19 protein-coding genes are annotated in these 17,736 nt (G+C 55.1%); 5 read left to right on the top strand and 14 right to left on the bottom strand.

The features are described 5' to 3' along the window. Position 1: 1 nt before the first annotated feature. The 4 genes from livG to livK are packed head-to-tail and all read right to left on the bottom strand — an operon-like array spanning position 2 to position 4,130. Complete coding sequence (gene livG, locus F0Q32_RS17675; RefSeq protein ID WP_149464109.1) at positions 2-769, bottom strand: high-affinity branched-chain amino acid ABC transporter ATP-binding protein LivG; 768 nt, start codon at positions 767-769, stop codon at positions 2-4. Beyond that, a complete protein-coding gene (locus tag F0Q32_RS17670; RefSeq protein WP_149464108.1) occupies positions 766-2,043 on the bottom strand; it encodes a high-affinity branched-chain amino acid ABC transporter permease LivM in 1,278 nt (425 codons plus the stop codon). Before F0Q32_RS17670 ends, livG begins: the two co-directional genes overlap by 4 nt. Continuing rightward, the gene (gene livH / locus F0Q32_RS17665) at positions 2,040-2,966 is read right to left on the bottom strand and encodes a high-affinity branched-chain amino acid ABC transporter permease LivH (protein ID WP_149464107.1); all 927 of its coding nucleotides are present in this window, start codon (positions 2,964-2,966) and stop codon (positions 2,040-2,042) included. The genes F0Q32_RS17670 and livH overlap by 4 nt, the downstream gene beginning before the upstream one ends. A 54-nt stretch (positions 2,967-3,020) precedes the next feature. Further along, positions 3,021-4,130: a high-affinity branched-chain amino acid ABC transporter substrate-binding protein LivK gene (gene livK / locus F0Q32_RS17660; protein ID WP_149464106.1), complete on the bottom strand. Its 1,110-nt coding sequence runs from the start codon at positions 4,128-4,130 to the stop codon at positions 3,021-3,023. Positions 4,131-4,550: 420 nt separating this feature from the next. On the opposite strand from livK, the gene panM reads away from it, so the two are divergent. Further along, complete coding sequence (gene panM / locus F0Q32_RS17655) at positions 4,551-4,934, top strand: aspartate 1-decarboxylase autocleavage activator PanM (RefSeq protein WP_149464105.1); 384 nt, start codon at positions 4,551-4,553, stop codon at positions 4,932-4,934. Here panM and F0Q32_RS17650 read toward each other — a convergent pair. The 7 genes from F0Q32_RS17650 to ftsY all read right to left on the bottom strand — a co-directional run bounded on the left by F0Q32_RS17650 (position 4,900) and on the right by ftsY (position 11,709). Continuing rightward, positions 4,900-5,436 carry a GNAT family N-acetyltransferase gene (locus F0Q32_RS17650; protein WP_149464104.1) on the bottom strand — a complete coding sequence of 179 codons (537 nt, stop codon included), beginning with the start codon at positions 5,434-5,436 and terminating at the stop codon, positions 4,900-4,902. The two genes, panM and F0Q32_RS17650, sit on opposite strands and share 35 nt — an antisense overlap. A gap of 3 nt (positions 5,437-5,439) precedes the next feature. Continuing rightward, complete coding sequence (locus tag F0Q32_RS17645; protein ID WP_149464103.1) at positions 5,440-5,709, bottom strand: DUF1778 domain-containing protein; 270 nt, start codon at positions 5,707-5,709, stop codon at positions 5,440-5,442. 150 nt (positions 5,710-5,859) lie between these two features. Beyond that, on the bottom strand, positions 5,860-6,963 hold the full coding sequence (gene livJ / locus F0Q32_RS17640) for a branched chain amino acid ABC transporter substrate-binding protein LivJ (RefSeq protein WP_149464102.1): 1,104 nt from the start codon (positions 6,961-6,963) through the stop codon (positions 5,860-5,862). Between the two features lie 339 nt (positions 6,964-7,302). Beyond that, positions 7,303-8,157, bottom strand: coding sequence for an RNA polymerase sigma factor RpoH (gene rpoH, locus F0Q32_RS17635; protein WP_015962625.1), 855 nt, complete (start codon positions 8,155-8,157; stop codon positions 7,303-7,305). 243 nt (positions 8,158-8,400) lie between these two features. Then, complete coding sequence (gene ftsX / locus F0Q32_RS17630; protein ID WP_149464101.1) at positions 8,401-9,456, bottom strand: permease-like cell division protein FtsX; 1,056 nt, start codon at positions 9,454-9,456, stop codon at positions 8,401-8,403. Beyond that, positions 9,449-10,117: a cell division ATP-binding protein FtsE gene (gene ftsE, locus F0Q32_RS17625; protein ID WP_015962623.1), complete on the bottom strand. Its 669-nt coding sequence runs from the start codon at positions 10,115-10,117 to the stop codon at positions 9,449-9,451. The genes ftsX and ftsE overlap by 8 nt, the downstream gene beginning before the upstream one ends. A gap of 2 nt (positions 10,118-10,119) precedes the next feature. Continuing rightward, entirely contained in the window at positions 10,120-11,709 is a 1,590-nt protein-coding gene (gene ftsY, locus F0Q32_RS17620) for a signal recognition particle-docking protein FtsY (RefSeq protein ID WP_149464100.1), read from the bottom strand. Between the two features lie 192 nt (positions 11,710-11,901). On the opposite strand from ftsY, the gene rsmD reads away from it, so the two are divergent. Together rsmD and F0Q32_RS17610 are read left to right on the top strand one after the other, a co-directional pair. Beyond that, complete coding sequence (gene rsmD / locus F0Q32_RS17615) at positions 11,902-12,498, top strand: 16S rRNA (guanine(966)-N(2))-methyltransferase (protein WP_149464099.1); 597 nt, start codon at positions 11,902-11,904, stop codon at positions 12,496-12,498. After that, positions 12,488-12,760 (top strand): DUF1145 family protein, encoded by a 273-nt coding sequence (locus F0Q32_RS17610; RefSeq protein ID WP_149464098.1) that lies wholly within the window; start codon positions 12,488-12,490, stop codon positions 12,758-12,760. The genes rsmD and F0Q32_RS17610 overlap by 11 nt, the downstream gene beginning before the upstream one ends. 89 nt (positions 12,761-12,849) lie before the next feature. Here F0Q32_RS17610 and F0Q32_RS17605 read toward each other — a convergent pair whose 3' ends face one another. Further along, complete coding sequence (locus F0Q32_RS17605) at positions 12,850-13,218, bottom strand: DUF2500 domain-containing protein (RefSeq protein WP_149464189.1); 369 nt, start codon at positions 13,216-13,218, stop codon at positions 12,850-12,852. 135 nt (positions 13,219-13,353) lie between these two features. On the opposite strand from F0Q32_RS17605, the gene F0Q32_RS17600 reads away from it, so the two are divergent. Together F0Q32_RS17600 and zntA are read left to right on the top strand one after the other, a co-directional pair. Next, complete coding sequence (locus tag F0Q32_RS17600; protein ID WP_149464097.1) at positions 13,354-13,980, top strand: lysoplasmalogenase; 627 nt, start codon at positions 13,354-13,356, stop codon at positions 13,978-13,980. A 78-nt stretch (positions 13,981-14,058) separates the two neighbouring features. After that, entirely contained in the window at positions 14,059-16,260 is a 2,202-nt protein-coding gene (gene zntA, locus F0Q32_RS17595; protein WP_149464096.1) for a Zn(II)/Cd(II)/Pb(II) translocating P-type ATPase ZntA, read from the top strand. Positions 16,261-16,295: 35 nt separating this feature from the next. Here zntA and F0Q32_RS26200 read toward each other — a convergent pair whose 3' ends face one another. Beyond that, on the bottom strand, positions 16,296-16,439 hold the full coding sequence (locus F0Q32_RS26200; RefSeq protein ID WP_188016884.1) for a hypothetical protein: 144 nt from the start codon (positions 16,437-16,439) through the stop codon (positions 16,296-16,298). Positions 16,440-16,444: 5 nt separating this feature from the next. Next, positions 16,445-17,728, bottom strand: a complete 1,284-nt coding sequence (locus F0Q32_RS17590) for a TRAP transporter large permease (RefSeq protein ID WP_149464095.1) — start codon at positions 17,726-17,728, stop codon at positions 16,445-16,447. Positions 17,729-17,736 lie beyond the last annotated feature (8 nt).

Below are 17,736 nucleotides of genomic sequence, written 5' to 3'. Positions count from 1 at the left end.
TTTATGCCTCACCTAAATACGCACGGATGACGTCCGGGTTGTTACGAATTTGCTCCGGCGTACCGTTCGCCAGCGGCGTGCCCTGATTCACCACGTAGATGCGGTCCGAAATGCCCATCACCAGCTTCATGTCATGCTCAATCAGCAAAATGGTGGTGTTGTGTGCGTTACGCAGTTCGGCAATCAGTTCGTCCAGCTCTTTGGTTTCCTTCGGGTTGAGGCCCGCAGCAGGCTCATCGAGCATCAGAATTTCCGGCTGCGTGACCATGCAGCGGGCAATCTCCAGACGACGCTGGTCACCGTACGCCAGGTTACTGGCCTGACGGTTAGCATGTTCCAGCAGCCCAATACGCTCAAGCCAGGTCGCGGCGCGATCGAGCGCTTCGCTCTGGGCGCGACGGAATGACGGGGTTTTCAGCAGGCCGGAGAAAACGCCGGTTTTCAGTTGCTGATGCTGCGCCACCAGCAGGTTTTCAATCACCGTCATTTCACGGAACAGGCGCACGTGCTGGAAGGTACGCACCACGCCCATGCGGGCGATTTGCTGCCCCGGCAACCCTTCCAGGTGCTGGTCGCGCAGCATGATGGTGCCGCCCGTCGGCTTGTAGAAACCGGTCAGGCAGTTGAAGACCGTGGTTTTCCCCGCGCCGTTCGGGCCAATCAGGGAGACAATCTCCTGCGGGCGCAGCTCCAGATTGACGTTATTGACCGCCAGCAGGCCGCCAAAACGCATCATCAGACCGCTAACGGATAATAATGGCTGACTCATGCCTGCTCTCCTTTCGCTTTCCCGTTTTTCAACTTCATCTGCACACGGGTCATTGGCAGCAAGCCCTGCGGACGCCAGATCATCATCAGCACCATCAAACCACCCAGCATTAACATGCTGTATTCGTTAAAGTCACGCATCAGTTCACGCGATACCACCAGCAGGATGGCCGCAAGAATAACGGCAAACTGCGAGCCCATCCCACCCAGTACCACAATCGCCAGCACAAACGCAGATTCGGCGAAGGTGAACGATTCCGGGCTGACAAAGCCCTGACGCGCGGCAAACAACGTACCGGCAAAACCAGCGAACGCAGCGCTGATGGTAAAGGCCGTCAGCTTGATACGCGTCGGGCTCAGGCCCAGGGAGCGGCAGGCGATTTCATCTTCACGCAGCGCTTCCCACGCACGGCCCAGCGGCATACGCAGCAGGCGGTTAATCACGAACAGCGAGAACACCACCAGCAGCAGCGCCACCAGATAGAGCCAGATAACGCGGTCGGACGGATCATACTTCACGCCGAAGAAGTTGCTAAAAGTATCCCAGCCGCCTTCACGCGCGGAACGGCTGAACTCCAGGCCGAAGAAGGTCGGTTTAGGGATCTGGCTGATCCCGTTCGGGCCGCCGGTAATTTCAGTATTGTTGAGCAGCAGAATGCGAACGATTTCCCCAAAGCCTAAGGTGACAATCGCCAGATAATCACCACGCAAACGCAGCACCGGGAAGCCGAGCAGGAAGCCCGCCGCCGCAGAAACCAGCCCCGCCAGCGGTAAACAGGTCCAGAAACCAAGGCCGTAATAGTGATTCAGCAGCGCAAAGGTGTACGCACCAATGGCGTAAAAACCGCCGTAGCCCAGCACCAGCAGGCCAGAAAGGCCAACAACCACGTTCAGACCGAGGCCGAGGATGATATAAATCATGGTCAGGGTGGCGATATCCACCGTACCGCGCGAAACCATAAACGGCCATGCCACGGCAATCACCAGCAGCGCCACGAGGAACAGCTTCTGTTTAACGGTGGAGCCGTCAATCGCCGGCAGAACAAACTTCGGCCCGGAGACGTTTTTCAGGGTGCTCTGGAAGACAGGGCGCAGCAACTGGAAGAAGAAAACCACTGCCGTGCCGATATATACCCACTGCCAGCGAATATCCGCCGCTGAGCCCACCACCAGTTTGGTGCCATCCAACTGTAACTGAACGCCCATAAAGACGCCCGCCAGAATAAAGAACATGACGGCAGAGAGCAGCGCCATTGCAAAATGCATCGGTTTCATACTTTCTCTACCTCCGGACGACCCAGAATACCGGTCGGCATCACCAGCAGCACCAGAATCAGCAGGGCAAATGACACCACATCTTTATATTCAGTACTCAAATAAGCAGAAGAGAGCGCCTCGGCGATACCGAGGATCAGGCCGCCAATCATCGCGCCAGGAATACTGCCGATCCCGCCCAGCACTGCCGCGGTGAAAGCTTTCATCCCGGCCATAAAGCCGATATACGGGTTAATCACGCCGTAGAACTGGCCGAGCAGCACGCCCGCCACCGCCGCCATCGCCGCACCAATCACGAAGGTGAGTGCAATCACGCGGTCAGTGTTGATACCCAGCAGGCTCGCCATTTTCAGGTCTTCCGAACAGGCACGACAGGCGCGGCCCATGCGGGAATAGCGGATAAACAGCGTCAGCGCCAGCATGGAAATAAAGGTCACGATCCAGATAACCAGCTGCATGGTAGTGATGCTGGCCGAGAAGTTTTCGCTGCTGCCAATCGTCCACTGACCGTTAAACAGGCTTGGCAGCGCGACGTCACGCGAGCCTTCTGTCAGGCTAACGTAGTTTTGCAGGAAGATGGACATCCCGATGGCAGAGATGAGCGCGATCAGGCGCTTGGAGTTACGCACAGGCCGATAGGCGACACGTTCAATACTCCAGCCGTAGGCGCTGGCGATAATAATCGCACCGATAAACCCGGCAGCAACCAGCAGCCAGCTGGTATCAATACCCATCATCATCAGGGCAGCGATGATCATAAAGGAGACATAGCTGCCGATCATATACACCTCGCCGTGGGCGAAGTTAATCATGCCGATAATGCCGTAAACCATGGTGTAACCGATGGCGATCAATGCATAGGTGCTTCCCAGCGTAACGCCGTTAAACATCTGCTGCATGAAATAGAGAAACTGCTCTGACATAGAATGACCTTTTTCAACCCCTCCGGGTGTTGCGCCCGGAGGGTGGGATGACAGTTACTTCGCCGGGGTTGATGAGCCGTCGGCGTGCCACTGGAAGACACCAAATTCAAATCCCTTCAGATCGCCTTTTTCATCCCATTTCAGCGGCCCAATCACGGTGTTCGCACCGTTTGCTTTCAAATCTTTTACCAGCGCCAGCGGCTCATCGCTGCCGGTACGCTCCATCGCGGTTGCCAGAGACTGCACCGCCGCGTAGGTGATCCACACATACGGGCCGCTCGGATCTTTCTTCTGCGCCTTCAGTGCATCCACAATCGCTTTGTTGGCCGGTTCCTGGTCATAGCGTTTCGGCATCGTGACCAGCATGCCTTCCCCGGCATCGCCCGCGATGTTAGAGAGTGATGCGTTGCCCACGCCTTCCGGCCCCATAAACTGGGTTTTCAGGCCGACGGAACGCGCCTGGCGCAGCATTTGCCCCATTTCCGGGTAGTAGCCGCCGAAGTAAACGAAATCGATATTCTCTTTTTTCAGACGTGCGATCAGCGCCGAGAAATCTTTCTCACCCGCAGTAATACCGTCGAAGAAGACGATATTGGCTTTACCCGCTTTCAGACCATCCTGCACGGAACGCGCCAGGCCTTCACCGTATTGCTGTTTGTCGTGGATGATAGCGATACGCTGCGGTTTCACCTTCTCCAGAATATATTTCGCGGCGGTCGGACCCTGAGAGGAGTCGAGACCGGCGGTGCGCATGATGTGCTGATAGCCACGCTGCGTCAGTTCCGTGTTGGTTGCGCCCGGCGTGATCATCAGAATGCCTTCATCTTCATAGATGTCGGAAGCCGGCTGCGTGGAGGAGGAGCAAAGGTGACCGATAACGTACTGAATGCCGTCATTGACGATTTTGTTAGCCACGGCAACGGCCTGTTTCGGGTCGCACGCGTCGTCATACTCCACGCCAACCAGTTTATTGCCTTTAATACCGCCTTTGGCGTTGATGTCTTTAATCGCCTGACGCGCGCCGTTGAACTCCATGTCACCCCACTGGGCGACCGGGCCAGACATCGCGCCGACAACGGCCACTTTAATATCCTCTGCCATCGCAACTTGCGACATCGCCAGTGCGATCAATCCTGCGATCGCTGTTTTCGCATTCGGTCTCATTTTTATGGATCCCCACTCGTGACGTGATTTATTTATTTTGTAGTTTTATGGTTAAAACGCACTTTGTTCTTTTTTTAAACAACGCTATTTTTACCAGTCTCTTTAATGGTTTAGCGCAGTTTTTTGGCCATAACCAGACTAAAATCTCTATTTTTCAGTCTATTAAGCAGAGATAATATTCTGTATTTCTGCCGAGATAAACAAAAAAAGTCCAGAATTCAGCATAAAATAACGGTACATAAGGCGGAATAAATCACTACTTTTCAGGGTAAAACACTGCCTGTTTTTCAATCCATATTGAATAAAACTGCCTTTACCTGTCTAAAAAAATTAATCAGCTAATGAATGGATAAAAAACAGAATCGCCCTGAAAGGAAAATTAGGTACACTCAGTTACCCGTTTTGGCAGGATTTTTTCGAATGAAACTGACCATCATCCGCTTACAGCACTTCAGCGAACAGGATCGTCTCGATCTGGCAAAAATATGGCCGGAGTACGACATCGACACGCTCGCCCTTGATGACAACCATCGTATTTATGCAGCGCGCTTTAACGAGCGTCTGCTCGGCGCCGTGCGCGTCACACTTGAAGGTACTCAGGCGACGCTCGACTCACTGCGCGTACGCGAAATCACCCGCCGTCGCGGCGTGGGGCAATATCTGCTGGAAGAAACGCTGGCGGATAACGCGCAAGCATCCAGCTGGTGGATGGCGGATATCGGCGTGGAAGACCGCGGCGTAATGGCGGCGTTTATGCAGGCGCTGGGCTTTACGGCACAGGCGGATGGGTGGGAGAAGCGGTAAACAGTTTCTCGATTGATTGGGTAGGATAAAACAGCGCCCGACGATTTTCCCGAACCAGCGGGATAAAGCCCAGTGAAAGATAAAAAGCATGGGCTTTATCATTCAACGCTTCTACAAACAGGCCATAAATCCCCACGGCCTGTGAGGCCTGATACACCACTTTCATGGCATGTGTCACCAGCAGCGAACCCCATCCTTCTCCCTGAAGCGATTTGTCCACCGCCAGTCGACCCAACGTAACGCTGGGTATATTGCGATAAGGCATTTTCTTTTGCCCTGATTTCGAAGGCAGTGCCATGCGCTCAAAACAGCTGCCAGATAAGGTGTAGTACCCTAGCACCTCATTACCCCTTCTGAGCACATAACCACGCAAGACTTTGCCATCATGCTGGCGGTGCAGATGCTCTTTTAGAAAGAGATTCAACGACGCCTCGCCGCAATCAAACTGACGCCAGTCATACTCCACGTCATCCTGGAGAATCTCAATAATCAGATCTTGCACGCTCTACTCCATGTCTAAAAGACGTCTCGCCGCGCGTTTCAGTTTTTCGTTCGGCTCCGGAGGCGTATCAAGTGCATCCATCACGCTCTTCCAGGAGTCTTCGTTTAAGACAATGCGTCGATGCTCTTCGATGACAGCCGCCGCCCTTTCCGAGGCGCTGTTCAGCATGAACTGAGTCACGGACTGATTGGTGATCGCCGCGGCTTCCTCAATCATGCTTTTATCATCATCACTTAACCGGAGATCGATTCGCTGTTTTTTTAGTGCTGACATAACAGCCTCTTAATGTTCAACTTCAATTTGTACGGAAAATCACCGTACAAATAACTATACACCAGTTAACAATGTTGGCAATAGTTGTATTAAAAGCAGGCATAAAAAAGCCCCGGTCATAAACCGAGGCCCATTATTCAAGGAATAACCTTATTTGGCGTCAGTCGCCGTACCGTTAGCATGCCAGTCAAACACACCGAACTCGAAGCCTTTCAGGTCACCCTTCTCATCCCATGACAGCGGCCCCATTACGGTTTCTACGGAGTTCGCTTTCAGGTATTTGGCGATTTCCGCCGGGTCTTCAGACTGATTCAGGCCCGCCTGCAGTGATTGCAGCGCAGCATAGGTGGTCCATACGAACGCGCCGCTCGGGTCCTGTTTCTTCGCCTTAATCGCATCCACAATCGGTTTGTTCGCCGGAACCTGGTCATAGTTCTTCGGCTTGGTCACTAACAGACCTTCCGCAGAATCGCCCGCGATGTTAGACAGTGAAACGTTCGCCACGCCTTCCGGCCCCATAAACTGGGTTTTCAGACCTGCCGCGCGAGACTGACGCAGGATCTGCCCCATCTCAGGGTGATAGCCGCCGAAGTAGACGAAATCGATGTTCTCTTTCTTCAGACGCGCGACCAGGGTCGAGAAGTCTTTCTCGCCTGCGGTGATGCCGTCAAAGAAGACCACGTTGGCGTTGCCTTTCTTCAGGTTGTCCTGAACGGCACGCGCCAGGCCTTCACCGTACTGCTGCTTATCGTGCACGATAGCGATACGCTGCGGCTTCACTTTATCGAGAATGTATTTTGCCGCGGTTGGGCCCTGGTCTGAGTCCAGGCCGGTGGTACGCAGCAACAAGTGATAACCGCGGGCGGTCAGCTCCGGAGCGGTCGCCGCCGGGGTGATCATCAGAATGCCTTCATCTTCGTAGATATCAGAAGCGGGCTGAGTGGAAGAAGAGCAAAGGTGGCCGATAACATATTTGATGCCATCGTTAACCACTTTGTTCGCCACCGCGACCGCCTGTTTCGGGTCACAGGCATCATCATATTTTACGATTTGCAGCTTATTACCTTTGATGCCGCCTTTGGCGTTGATATCCGCAACCGCCTGCTCAGCACCGGTAAACTCCTGGTCGCCATACTGCGCAACCGGGCCAGACATCGCGCCCACGACCGCGACTTTAATATTCTCTGCGAAAGCCATGTTACTGAACGCCAGCGCAATACATCCTGCCAGTAACGCTTTACCCTTCATGTTCATCCTGAGGTTCCCCATTGTTATGGTGATTGTATTTGTTGTGATGTTGTTGTGTGACACGTTATTCTGCTTTTATCTATAAGATAAGCATATGATAGTAGTAAGAACCGATGCATGCGGTGTCATAGCAGCATAGTCTGCTAAAAACATACCCCATTTTTCGGATTTTGAAACGAGAAATTTGGAAGGGATGTAACAGATTTATGACATTCTTAGTGCCGATAGCGATTGCCGGATGGCGCTTCGCTTATCCGCCCTGCCTAAGAATGTGCACGATATAAAAACAAAAACCCCCGGACTCGCATCCAGGGGTTATCGGGTACTGCTTAACGCGTTGTGCGGTTACGCTTCAATCGCGGCGCGCAGTTTTTTCATCGCGTTCTTTTCCAGCTGACGTACACGTTCAGCGGAAACGCCGTAACGATCGGCCAGTTCCTGCAACGTCGACTTGTTGTCTTCGTCCAGCCAGCGCGCGCGGATAATGTCCTGGCTACGTTCGTCCAGACCCATCATCGCGTCAGTCAGTTTGTTGGCTGCCTGCTCTTCCCAGTTATCGTCTTCGATGCCGTCGGCAAAGTTAGACGTTTTATCCTGCAGATAAAGCACCGGCGCCATTGGCTGGCTGTCGGACTCGTCGTCGGAAGACATGTCAAAGGTCATGTCTTGTGCCGCCATACGGGATTCCATTTCACGGACATCTTTGCTGGATACGCCCAGTTCGCGCGCGACCATCTCGACTTCATCCTGGTTGAACCAGCCCAGACGCTGCTTGGTTTTACGCAGGTTAAAGAACAGCTTACGCTGTGCTTTGGTCGTTGCGACTTTCACGATACGCCAGTTACGCAGCACGTATTCGTGAATTTCCGCTTTGATCCAGTGTACGGCGAAAGAGACCAGACGCACGCCCACTTCAGGGTTGAAGCGACGAACGGCTTTCATCAGGCCGATATTACCTTCCTGAATCAAGTCCGCCTGCGGCAGGCCATAGCCCGAGTAGTTACGAGCGATATGAACAACAAAGCGCAGGTGAGACAGGATCAGCGTTTTAGCTGCTTCCAGATCGCCCTGGTAATGCAGCTTTTCAGCGAGCGCCCGCTCTTCATCAGCCGTCAACATCGGCCATGCGTTCGCAGCCCGGATGTAAGACTCCAGGTTACCAACAGGGGCTAAAGCTAAATTTTGCATTTCTTTGGTCATTCAATCCTCTCAATCAATATCGTCTGGCCGTTGAGCAACAACCGTGCCAGAGCTTTTGAGCAACGAGATTATCATTCACTCTTTTATCAGACAGTGATTTTATCCACAAGTTCAATGCAACACTGTGAATAGATTACGCACAAAATGTGACACTCGATAAGCGAGGGCAGGGGAAGGGTAAGAGTGGAACGTATCCCCTGCTAACGGGAACTCGTAGCAGGGGAAGAGTATAACAGAACTTTATTACTCGGGAGTAAATCGACGTAAATGTTGTGCGGTGGCAAGCCATGCCGCAATCCAGCCGATCATCGAGCAAACCAGCAGCAGTAACAGGCATTCATCGAACGATAAGCCACTGAGTTCAAACTGAGTTCCGAAAACACGCGCCACTTCTGTCACTGCAGAAGAGAGCCGCATCACCAAAATTTCTGACAGAATCAGTGAAAGAAATGCGCCGGAAAAACCGAGCAGCGCGCCACCATAAAGGAACGGACGCAGGATGAAACCATCCGTTGCGCCAATCAATTTCTGTACGTTGATGGTATCGCGACGGGCAAAGATGCTCAGGCGCACGCTGTTTCCGATGACGAGGAATACCGCCGCCACCATCAGCACGCCGATCATAGCGGATACGCGGCCCACCAGCCCGGTCAGCGACGCCAGACGTGCAAACCAGCTATCGTCCATACGCACTTCGTCCACGCCATCGACCTGCGCCACACGGTCACGCAGGGTATTGAGCGAGTCAGTGCCCTGGAAATCAAGTTTCGGAATCACCACCGCCACCGCAGGCAACGGGTTCTCTTCCAGCATATCCAGCGCCCCGCCGAAGCCGGACCAGTTGCGGAATTCACCCAACGCTTCATCACGGGAGAGGTAGTTTACCTTCTCGACGCCCTGCTCCGCCTGCAACTGCGCGACCACGCGCGCTGCCGCATCGTCATCCAGCGTTTTTTGCAGATAGACCGTAATCTGCGGCGACGGATAATACTGAGATGCCGCCGTGTTCACGTTCTTGTAGACCATGTAGCACACGCTGGGCAGAGTCAGGGAGATGGCGATCACCATCACCGTCAGGAACGTGGCGAACGGTTTACTTTTCAGGTCCTGTAATGCGCCCTGCCAGGCATAACGCACCTGCTCATTGAACACATTGGTCTTGCGATTAGCCGGTTTCGGTGCGGCTTTCGGGCGTTTTGGCGCGTTACGCCCACCGCCGCCTTTACCCACCGATTGGCGAATACGATCCAGCCTGCCGCCGAACTGGCGGATGTGATTCATTGCTTCGCGTTTATTCACCCGTATGGCCTCCATGCAAATGGCCGTCGCTCAGCGTCAGCATGCGGTAAGCGCGGCTGGAGATGAGGCCCAGGTCGTGGGTCGCCATCAATACCGTTACGCCAACGCGGTTAAACTCTTCGAACAGGCGCAAAATGCCTTCCGACAACGCGTTATCGAGGTTACCCGTTGGTTCATCCGCCAGCAGAACGGCAGGCTTGTTCACCACCGCACGGGCAATACCCACGCGCTGCTGCTCACCGCCAGAAAGTTGAATCGGGAAGTTTTTCGCTTTGTCGAGCAGCCCGACTTTATCCAGTGCCGCCGAGACGCGGCGGCGGATATCATCATAGCTTGCTCCGGCAATAATCAGCGGGATCGCCACGTTATCAAACACGGTGCGGTCCATCAGCAGATGGTGATCCTGGAAAATCATGCCGATCTGGCGACGCAGGAACGGCACCTCGCGGTTTTTCAGGCGGCTGATATCATGCCCGCTGAAGTAGATTTTCCCGGCGCTGGGCCGTTCAATTCCACAGATAAGCTTCAGCAGGGTACTTTTCCCTGCGCCGGAATGGCCGGTCAGGAATGCCATCTCGCCTGGTTGCATGTGGAAGGTCACTCCCTGCAACGCTTGTCTCCCGCCGAGATAGGCTTTGCTGACGTGTTCAAAGCGAATCATTGTTAGTCCTCTCGGGCAAAAAGTGCCTCAATAAAATCGCCCGCTTTAAACGGACGCAAGTCCTCGATACGTTCGCCGACGCCGATATAACGAATAGGAATACCGAATTGGTCAGCCACAGAGAAGATAACCCCACCCTTCGCCGTACCGTCCAGTTTGGTGAGCGTAATCCCCGTCAGGCCAACGGCTTCATGGAACAATTTGGCCTGGCTGATCGCGTTCTGACCGGTGCTGGCGTCAATCGTCAGCATCACTTCATGCGGAGCCTCAACGTCGAGCTTTTTCATGACACGGACAATTTTCTTCAGTTCTTCCATCAGGTGCGATTTGTTCTGCAAACGCCCTGCGGTATCGGCGATAAGTACATCGACGTTACGCGCCTTCGCCGCCTGAATAGCATCGAAAATCACTGATGCGGAGTCCGCGCCCGTATGCTGCGCGACCACCGGAATATTGTTACGCTGGCCCCACACCTGAAGCTGTTCCACCGCTGCTGCGCGGAAGGTATCGCCCGCCGCCAGCATCACCGATTTGCCCTGCTGCTCGAACTGACGCGCCAGCTTACCGATGGTGGTGGTTTTACCCACGCCGTTGACGCCAACCATCAGAATGACGAACGGGGTTTTGCCTTCAATATTAAGCGGTTCATCCACTTTTGCGAGAATATCGCCCATTTCATCTTTCAGCAGGCCGTACAGGGCTTCGGCATCACGAAGCTGTTTGCGGCTGGCGCTTTCGGTCAGGCTGCTGATGATTTTACGGGTGGTATCCACGCCGACGTCAGCAATCAGCAACTGTTCTTCCAGCTCTTCAAAAAGATCATCGTCGATTTTCTTGCCACGGAACAGGCTGATAAATCCGGAACCGAGATTTTCTTTTGTTTTCAGAAGGCTGCGCTTCAGTCGCGCGAAGAAACCTTCTTTGGTCGGTTTTTCTTGTTCCTGTTGCTCAGGCTGTTCCTGCTGCTCTTCAACGGCTTCGTCGTCGATAGCGTTTTCTGCGGCATCTGCCGCGGCCAGCGCCTGTGTGTCGAGCTCTTCATCGCTAATTACCGGCTCGTCTTCGACGAGGGATTCTTCGGCAACAGGCTCGACAACAACCGGTTCTTCAACAGCCGGAGTTTCCACGACAGGTTCTTCAGCGGAGGGTTCCTCAACTACCGGCTCAGCAACTGCAACCTCTTCAATAATCGGTTCGGCCTCCTGAACAGGCTCAATCACCTCTTCAACGATAACCTCTTCCGGCTGAACTTCCGGCTCAGCAATGTCTTGCGCAATCTCTTCCGGCAGCGGCAGCTCTTCATGCTCAATCACCGCTTCTGGCGCGACTTCAGGCTCAACCGTTTCAACGGGCTGCGGCTTTTCGCGTTCCACAACCTCTTCGGTAACCTCAACCACCTCGGCGGCGAACGCTTCGCTCTCCTGCTGAGTGTGCTCAACAGGCGCGTCAACAATCGCTGCATCGTCCTGCGCAGGCTGCGCGTCTACCGCCGCCTGTTCTTCGATTTTTTGTTCAGATTCAACGTCCTGCTGCTGTTCTTTTTGCCCAAAGCCCAGCCAGGAAAAAAAGCCACGTTTCTTCTCTTTTGCCATTTGCGACTTAACTCCTCGCGGTTTATTTATGGCGCTGTTTCGCCATAACAGGGGCGAAAGCTAAAATAATGATGAAATTAGTCGGTTAGTCTACCACTTAACGCGGCGCGCATCACCGCCTGCGGATTAAGGTTTCGCCGAAGTAAGCAGATCGTTAGAATAGCAGGCCAAAAGAGCGACCTGAGCAATAAAATGAAGAAACCAACCTCTGCGGGCAGCGGCCAGATCCGGATTATCGGCGGCCAGTGGCGTGGCCGAAAATTACCGGTTCCGGACAGCCCCGGCCTGCGTCCTACCACCGATCGCGTGCGTGAAACCCTGTTTAACTGGCTGGCGCCGTCAATGGTCGATGCCCAGTGTCTGGACTGCTTCGCCGGAAGCGGCGCGCTCGGGCTGGAAGCGCTCTCGCGCTATGCGGCGGGCGCAACACTGCTGGAGATGGACAAACAGGTCGCCCAGCAGTTGCAGAAAAATCTCGCCACGCTGAAGGCGAATCAGGGCAAAGTCGTGAATACGAATACGCTCTCATTCCTCAACCAGCCAGGCACGCCGCATGATATCGTTTTTGTCGATCCGCCGTTCCGTAAAGGGCTGCTCGCTGAAACGCTCGCCCTGCTGGAGAACAACGGCTGGCTGGCGGACGATGCGCTTATCTATGTTGAAAGCGAAGTGGAAAATGGCCTGCCAGCGGTGCCGGTAAGCTGGGAACTACACCGTGAAAAAGTCGCCGGTCAGGTCGCATACCGCCTGTACCATCGTGAAGCACAAGGAGAAAAGGATGCTGATTAATTTCGGTCGGTTACTGATGCTGTGCGTGTGGGCGTTTTTGCTGCTCAATCTTTTCCAGCCCTTCCCGCGTCCGCTGAATATTTTTGTTAACGTCGCGCTGGTGTTTATGGTGCTGATGCACGGTATGCAACTGGCGTTATTGCAGTCCACCATTCCGAAAGATGGCCCGCAGATGACCAAAGCAGAGAAGGTGCGAATCTTCCTGTTTGGCGTTTTTGAACTGCTGGTGTGGCAGAAAAAAATCACGCCGAAGAAAAAGTAATGTGCGTTTTTTTGCCGGATGGCGCTGCGCTTATCCGGCCTACAAATGAGTGCAAACCGTAGGTCGGGTAAGCGTAGCGCCACCCGACATCACTGCCCCAAACTCTCTGCCTCAAACGTCACAAACCGCGAACCTTTATAACTCAGCACCCCTTTATCGCCCACCGTCAGCGCATGATACTGCGCACCGTCGAGGCGAAAATGCATCTCCAGCCCGCCCTGCTCAGGCTTAAAGCTCACGTCGTAGCGCATTGAACTGCCCGCCGGGATTTCCGTTTGCTGGCGCGAGCGGCGATCGTTAAGCACTTTTTCCCGCTTGTTACTGACCGTGACGCGCTTTTGCATCAGCGGTGCAGCCTCGTTTTCCTGCTTTTCCCGCCGCTGCTGCACATAGCGAAACGATGCGGCAATCACGATAATTGCGACCACGACGACAAAAAATAACGGCATCTTACTCATCATCACATCTCATAGGAATTTACGGAATTCGGGCGATACGGCATGGAAGGCGATTGTCATTAGGCGCTCATGAACACTACACTGAAGACCAAGACTACGCGTGTAATACCTAATTAATGATAACAGGGACTTAATATGCTTTGGTCGTTTATTGCTGTCTGCTTATCCGCATGGCTTTATGTCGATGCATCCTACCGTGGCCCGGTCTGGCAGCGCTGGGTATTTAAACCGGTTACGCTCATTCTTCTTCTGTTCCTCGCCTGGCAAGCGCCGATGTTTGAGACGATTGGCTATCTGGTGGTTGCAGGTCTATGTGCCTCTCTGGTTGGCGATGCGCTAACGCTACTGCCGCGCCAGCGCCTGCTTTATGCCATTGGCGCATTCTTCCTGTCGCATCTGCTGTACACCATTTGGTTTGCCAGCCAAATGACGCTCAGCATTTTCTGGCCACTGCCGCTGGTGCTGTTAGTGATTGGCGCACTGCTGCTGGCGGTTATCTGGAGCAAACTGGAAGAGCTGCGTATCCCGGTCGCCACCTTTATCGCCATGACGCTGGTCATGGTCTGGCTGGCGGGTGAACTGTGGTTCCTGCGTCCTACCAGCCCGGCGCTTTCGGGCTTCGTGGGCGCTGCACTACTGTTGCTGGGGAATATCGTCTGGCTGGTCAGCCACTATCGCTATCGCTTCCGCGCCGATAACGCCATTTCGTCGGCCTGCTACTTCGCCGGACACTTTTTGATCGTCCGCGCACTCTATCTGTAAAATGGTTCTTGACTCTGGAGTCGACTCCAGAGTGTATGCTGCGTTTAATGAAACAACGATCATTAACCGGAGGATACCATGTCGACTCCAGAGACGAAGCCCGCTAAAGCGCCGCAGTTTTCCTCGCTGAAGTTTACCCCTGCACCTGCCAAAACGGACGACTGCTGCTGCGACGGCGAATGCGCGTCAACCGCTGCCGACAACCTGCCGGATGCCCGCTACAGCTGGCTTGTCGATGGCATGGACTGCGCCGCCTGCGCCCGCAAAGTCGAAACGGCGGTAAGTCAGATCCCCGGCGTTAAACAGGTCAAAGTGCTGTTCGCCACCGAAAAGCTGCTGGTCGATGCCGATAATGACATTCGCGACCAGGTCGAACGCGCGGTCACCGCCGCCGGGTACACGCTGCGCGGCGAAAACGCACCGAAAACGGAACAAGCCCCTTCCCGTATGCGTGAAAATCTCCCCCTCATTCTGCTGACGCTGCTGATGGTGATCAGCTGGGGGCTGGAGCATTTCAATCACCCTCTCGGGAATGCCGCGTTTATTGCGACGACGCTGGTCGGCCTCTATCCGGCGGCGCGTCAGGCGTTACGCCTGATCAAAAGCGGTAGCTGGTTTGCTATCGAAACGCTGATGAGCGTTGCGGCCATCGGCGCGCTGTTTATTGGCGCAACGGCGGAAGCGGCGATGGTGTTGTTGCTGTTTTTGATCGGCGAACGACTCGAAGGCTGGGCGGCGACCCGCGCGCGTCAGGGCGTGAGCGCGCTGATGGCGCTGAAACCCGACACCGCTGTGCGCGTGCGTGGCGACCAGCGTGAAACCGTCGCGCAGCAGGATTTACGCCCTGGCGATGTGATTGAAGTAGCAGCGGGCGGACGCTTACCTGCCGACGGCACGCTGCTTTCTGCCTTTGCCAGCTTTGATGAAAGTGCCTTAACCGGTGAATCTATTCCGGTGGAACACAGTGCGGGCGAGCGCGTCAGCGCCGGAGCCACCAGCGTTGATCGCCTGGTGCAGATCACCGTCACTTCACAGCCTGGCGACAGTGCTATCGACCGCATTCTGCGTTTAATTGAAGAAGCGGAAGAGCGCCGCGCGCCGATTGAGCGCTTTATTGACCGCTTCAGCCGCATCTACACCCCGGCGATTATGGTCGTGGCGCTGCTGGTTGCGCTGGTCCCGCCGCTGGCGTTTTCTGCGCCCTGGCTGGAGTGGATTTATAAAGGCCTGACGCTACTGTTGATTGGCTGCCCGTGCGCGCTGGTTATCTCCACTCCGGCGGCGATTACTTCTGGCCTGGCAACCGCCGCACGCTACGGCGCGTTGATCAAAGGCGGCGCGGCGCTGGAACAACTGGGGCGCGTGCAGCAGGTGGCATTCGATAAAACCGGCACCCTGACCGTCGGCAAACCGCAGGTGACATCCGTTGTCGCTACCGCAGAACTCAATGAAAACAGTTTGCTGGCGCTGGCCGCCGCCGTGGAGCAAGGCTCAACGCACCCGCTGGCGCAGGCGATTGTTCGCGAGGCACAGCAGCGCCAGCTAACGCTACACGCAGCCAACAACCAGCGCACGCTGGCCGGTTCCGGTATCGAAGCCGACGTGAACGGGCAACGCATTCTGATTTGCGCGGCGGGTAAATTCCCGGCTGATGCCTATCAAGTGCAGATTGAAGAACTGGAAAAAGCCGGTAACACGGTAGTTCTGGTGACACGTGAAGAGACGCTGCTGGGCGTACTGGCACTGCGCGATACGCTGCGTGACGACGCGCGCGAAGCTATCGACACCCTGCATACGCTGGGCATTCAGGGCATTATTCTGACCGGCGATAACCCGCGTGCGGCAGCGGCCATTGCGGGCGAACTGGGGCTCGATTTCCGCGCCGGGCTACTGCCGGCGGATAAAGTCACCGAAGTCACGGTGCTGAATGCGAAAGCGCCGCTGGCGATGGTCGGCGACGGCATTAACGACGCGCCCGCCATGAAGGCCTCCACCATTGGCATTGCGATGGGCAGCGGCAGCGACGTGGCGCTGGAAACCGCCGATGCTGCGTTGACGCACAACCGCTTAACCGGGCTGGCGCAAATGCTGCGCCTGGCGCGGGCCACGCACGCTAACGTGCGGCAGAACATCGCCATTGCGCTGGGGTTGAAAGGCATCTTCCTCGTCACCACCCTGCTTGGCATTACCGGGTTGTGGCTGGCAGTGTTGGCAGATACCGGGGCAACGGTACTGGTCACGCTGAACGCACTGCGATTGTTGCGGATGAAGCTTCGGTGATGGGTTTGCCGGATGGCGGCTGCGCCTTATCCGGCCTACGAGAACATGCGAGCGTCAATGAATACGGTGGCGGAGTTTGCCGGATGCGGCTGCGCCTTATCCGGCCTACGGTAAGATTGCGGCGTGCCAATACATTTGTAGGCCGGATAAGCGAAGCGCCATCCGGCAACAACGCGCATCAAACTCACATCCCCAATACTCTCGGCAACCATAGCGATATCGCCGGAACGTAGGTGACCAGCGCCAGCACCATCAACAGCATGCCGTAAAACGGCAGCATCGCTTTCACCACACTTTCGATCTTCTGCTTACTCACTGCGCTTGCGACAAACAGCACCGAGCCCACCGGCGGGGTAATCAGACCAATCCCCAGATTCACCATCATGATCATGCCAAAATGCACCGGGTCGATGCCTAACGCATTGGTCACCGGCAACAGCACCGGCGTCAGGATCAGGATAATCGGTGCCATGTCCATCAGCGTACCAATCAGCAGCAGCATGATGTTGAGATACATCAGGATGACGTATTTGTTATCTGACAGCGACGTGAAGAACCCGGTAATGCGCACCGGAAGCTGCATATAGGTCATCACCGCACCAAATGCGGCGGCAAAACCAATCAAAATCATTACGATACTGACCGTTTTCACCGTCCGGCACATCAGCTTCGGTAGCTCGTTCCATTTGTAATCACGGTAGATAAACATGGTCACGAAGAATGCCCACAGGCAGGCTACCGCCGCCGATTCCGTGGCGGTGAAAATGCCCGAGAGAATGCCGCCGAGAATAATGACCACCGTCATCAGCCCCCACAGCGCATCGACAAAAATCTTCAGCGCCTGCCTGAGCGGAATGCGTTCGCCTTTTGGATAACCACGCTTGTGGGCAAAACCGAGGCACAGAATCATCAGGCACAATCCCAGTAGCAGCCCCGGCAGCACGCCCGCAATAAACAACGACGCGATAGAGACCGTACCGCCCGCCGCCAGCGAGTAAATCACCGAGTTATGGCTGGGTGGAATCAGAATCGCCTGCACCGAACCGCTTGCCGTCACCGCCGCCGCGTATTCGCGTGGATAGCCCTTTTTCTCCATCTCCGGGATCATCACGCTGCCAATAGACGCCGTATCCGCCACCGATGAACCAGAAATCGCACCGAAAAAGGTCGAGGCGACAATGTTCACCAGCGATAGCCCGCCGCGAATAAAGCCCACGAACAGATAGGCGAAATTGACCAACCGCCGGGCGATACCCCCCTCAGCCATAATCGCTCCCGCCAGAATAAAGAACGGGATCGCCAGCAGGGTAAACTTGTTCACCCCGCTGGTTATCTGGATCATCAACGCCTCCAGCGGCAGGTCAATCCACAGCGCGCCGGCAACGGCGCTTAAGCCCACCGCGAACGCGACGGGCATCCCCACGGCCAACAAAATGGCGAGGGTGAAAAGCAAAATAAACGCATCCATCTTTCACC

It is taken from the genome of Pseudocitrobacter sp. 73, from assembly GCF_008369545.1.
In the GTDB taxonomy this organism is placed as follows: Bacteria; Pseudomonadota; Gammaproteobacteria; order Enterobacterales; family Enterobacteriaceae; genus Pseudocitrobacter; species Pseudocitrobacter vendiensis.
This window is presented reverse-complemented; position numbering and strand designations above follow the sequence as displayed.

Bases quoted from the DNA above. Each gene is read 5' to 3' on its own strand.
- panM (WP_149464105.1), top strand. From the start codon at position 4,551: ATGAAACTGACCATCATCCGCTTACAGCACTTCAGCGAACAGGATCGT.
- F0Q32_RS17610 (WP_149464098.1), top strand. From the start codon at position 12,488: ATGCTGATTAATTTCGGTCGGTTACTGATGCTGTGCGTGTGGGCGTTT.
- F0Q32_RS26200 (WP_188016884.1), bottom strand. From the start codon at position 16,439: ATGCGCGTTGTTGCCGGATGGCGCTTCGCTTATCCGGCCTACAAATGT.
- zntA (WP_149464096.1), top strand. From the start codon at position 14,059: ATGTCGACTCCAGAGACGAAGCCCGCTAAAGCGCCGCAGTTTTCCTCG.
- livG (WP_149464109.1), bottom strand. From the start codon at position 769: ATGAGTCAGCCATTATTATCCGTTAGCGGTCTGATGATGCGTTTTGGC.
- F0Q32_RS17645 (WP_149464103.1), bottom strand. From the start codon at position 5,709: ATGTCAGCACTAAAAAAACAGCGAATCGATCTCCGGTTAAGTGATGAT.
- rsmD (WP_149464099.1), top strand. From the start codon at position 11,902: ATGAAGAAACCAACCTCTGCGGGCAGCGGCCAGATCCGGATTATCGGC.
- F0Q32_RS17600 (WP_149464097.1), top strand. From the start codon at position 13,354: ATGCTTTGGTCGTTTATTGCTGTCTGCTTATCCGCATGGCTTTATGTC.
- rpoH (WP_015962625.1), bottom strand. From the start codon at position 8,157: ATGACCAAAGAAATGCAAAATTTAGCTTTAGCCCCTGTTGGTAACCTG.
- livH (WP_149464107.1), bottom strand. From the start codon at position 2,966: ATGTCAGAGCAGTTTCTCTATTTCATGCAGCAGATGTTTAACGGCGTT.
- F0Q32_RS17605 (WP_149464189.1), bottom strand. From the start codon at position 13,218: ATGAGTAAGATGCCGTTATTTTTTGTCGTCGTGGTCGCAATTATCGTG.
- ftsY (WP_149464100.1), bottom strand. From the start codon at position 11,709: ATGGCAAAAGAGAAGAAACGTGGCTTTTTTTCCTGGCTGGGCTTTGGG.
- ftsE (WP_015962623.1), bottom strand. From the start codon at position 10,117: ATGATTCGCTTTGAACACGTCAGCAAAGCCTATCTCGGCGGGAGACAA.
- F0Q32_RS17670 (WP_149464108.1), bottom strand. From the start codon at position 2,043: ATGAAACCGATGCATTTTGCAATGGCGCTGCTCTCTGCCGTCATGTTC.
- F0Q32_RS17590 (WP_149464095.1), bottom strand. From the start codon at position 17,728: ATGGATGCGTTTATTTTGCTTTTCACCCTCGCCATTTTGTTGGCCGTG.
- livK (WP_149464106.1), bottom strand. From the start codon at position 4,130: ATGAGACCGAATGCGAAAACAGCGATCGCAGGATTGATCGCACTGGCG.
- livJ (WP_149464102.1), bottom strand. From the start codon at position 6,963: ATGAACATGAAGGGTAAAGCGTTACTGGCAGGATGTATTGCGCTGGCG.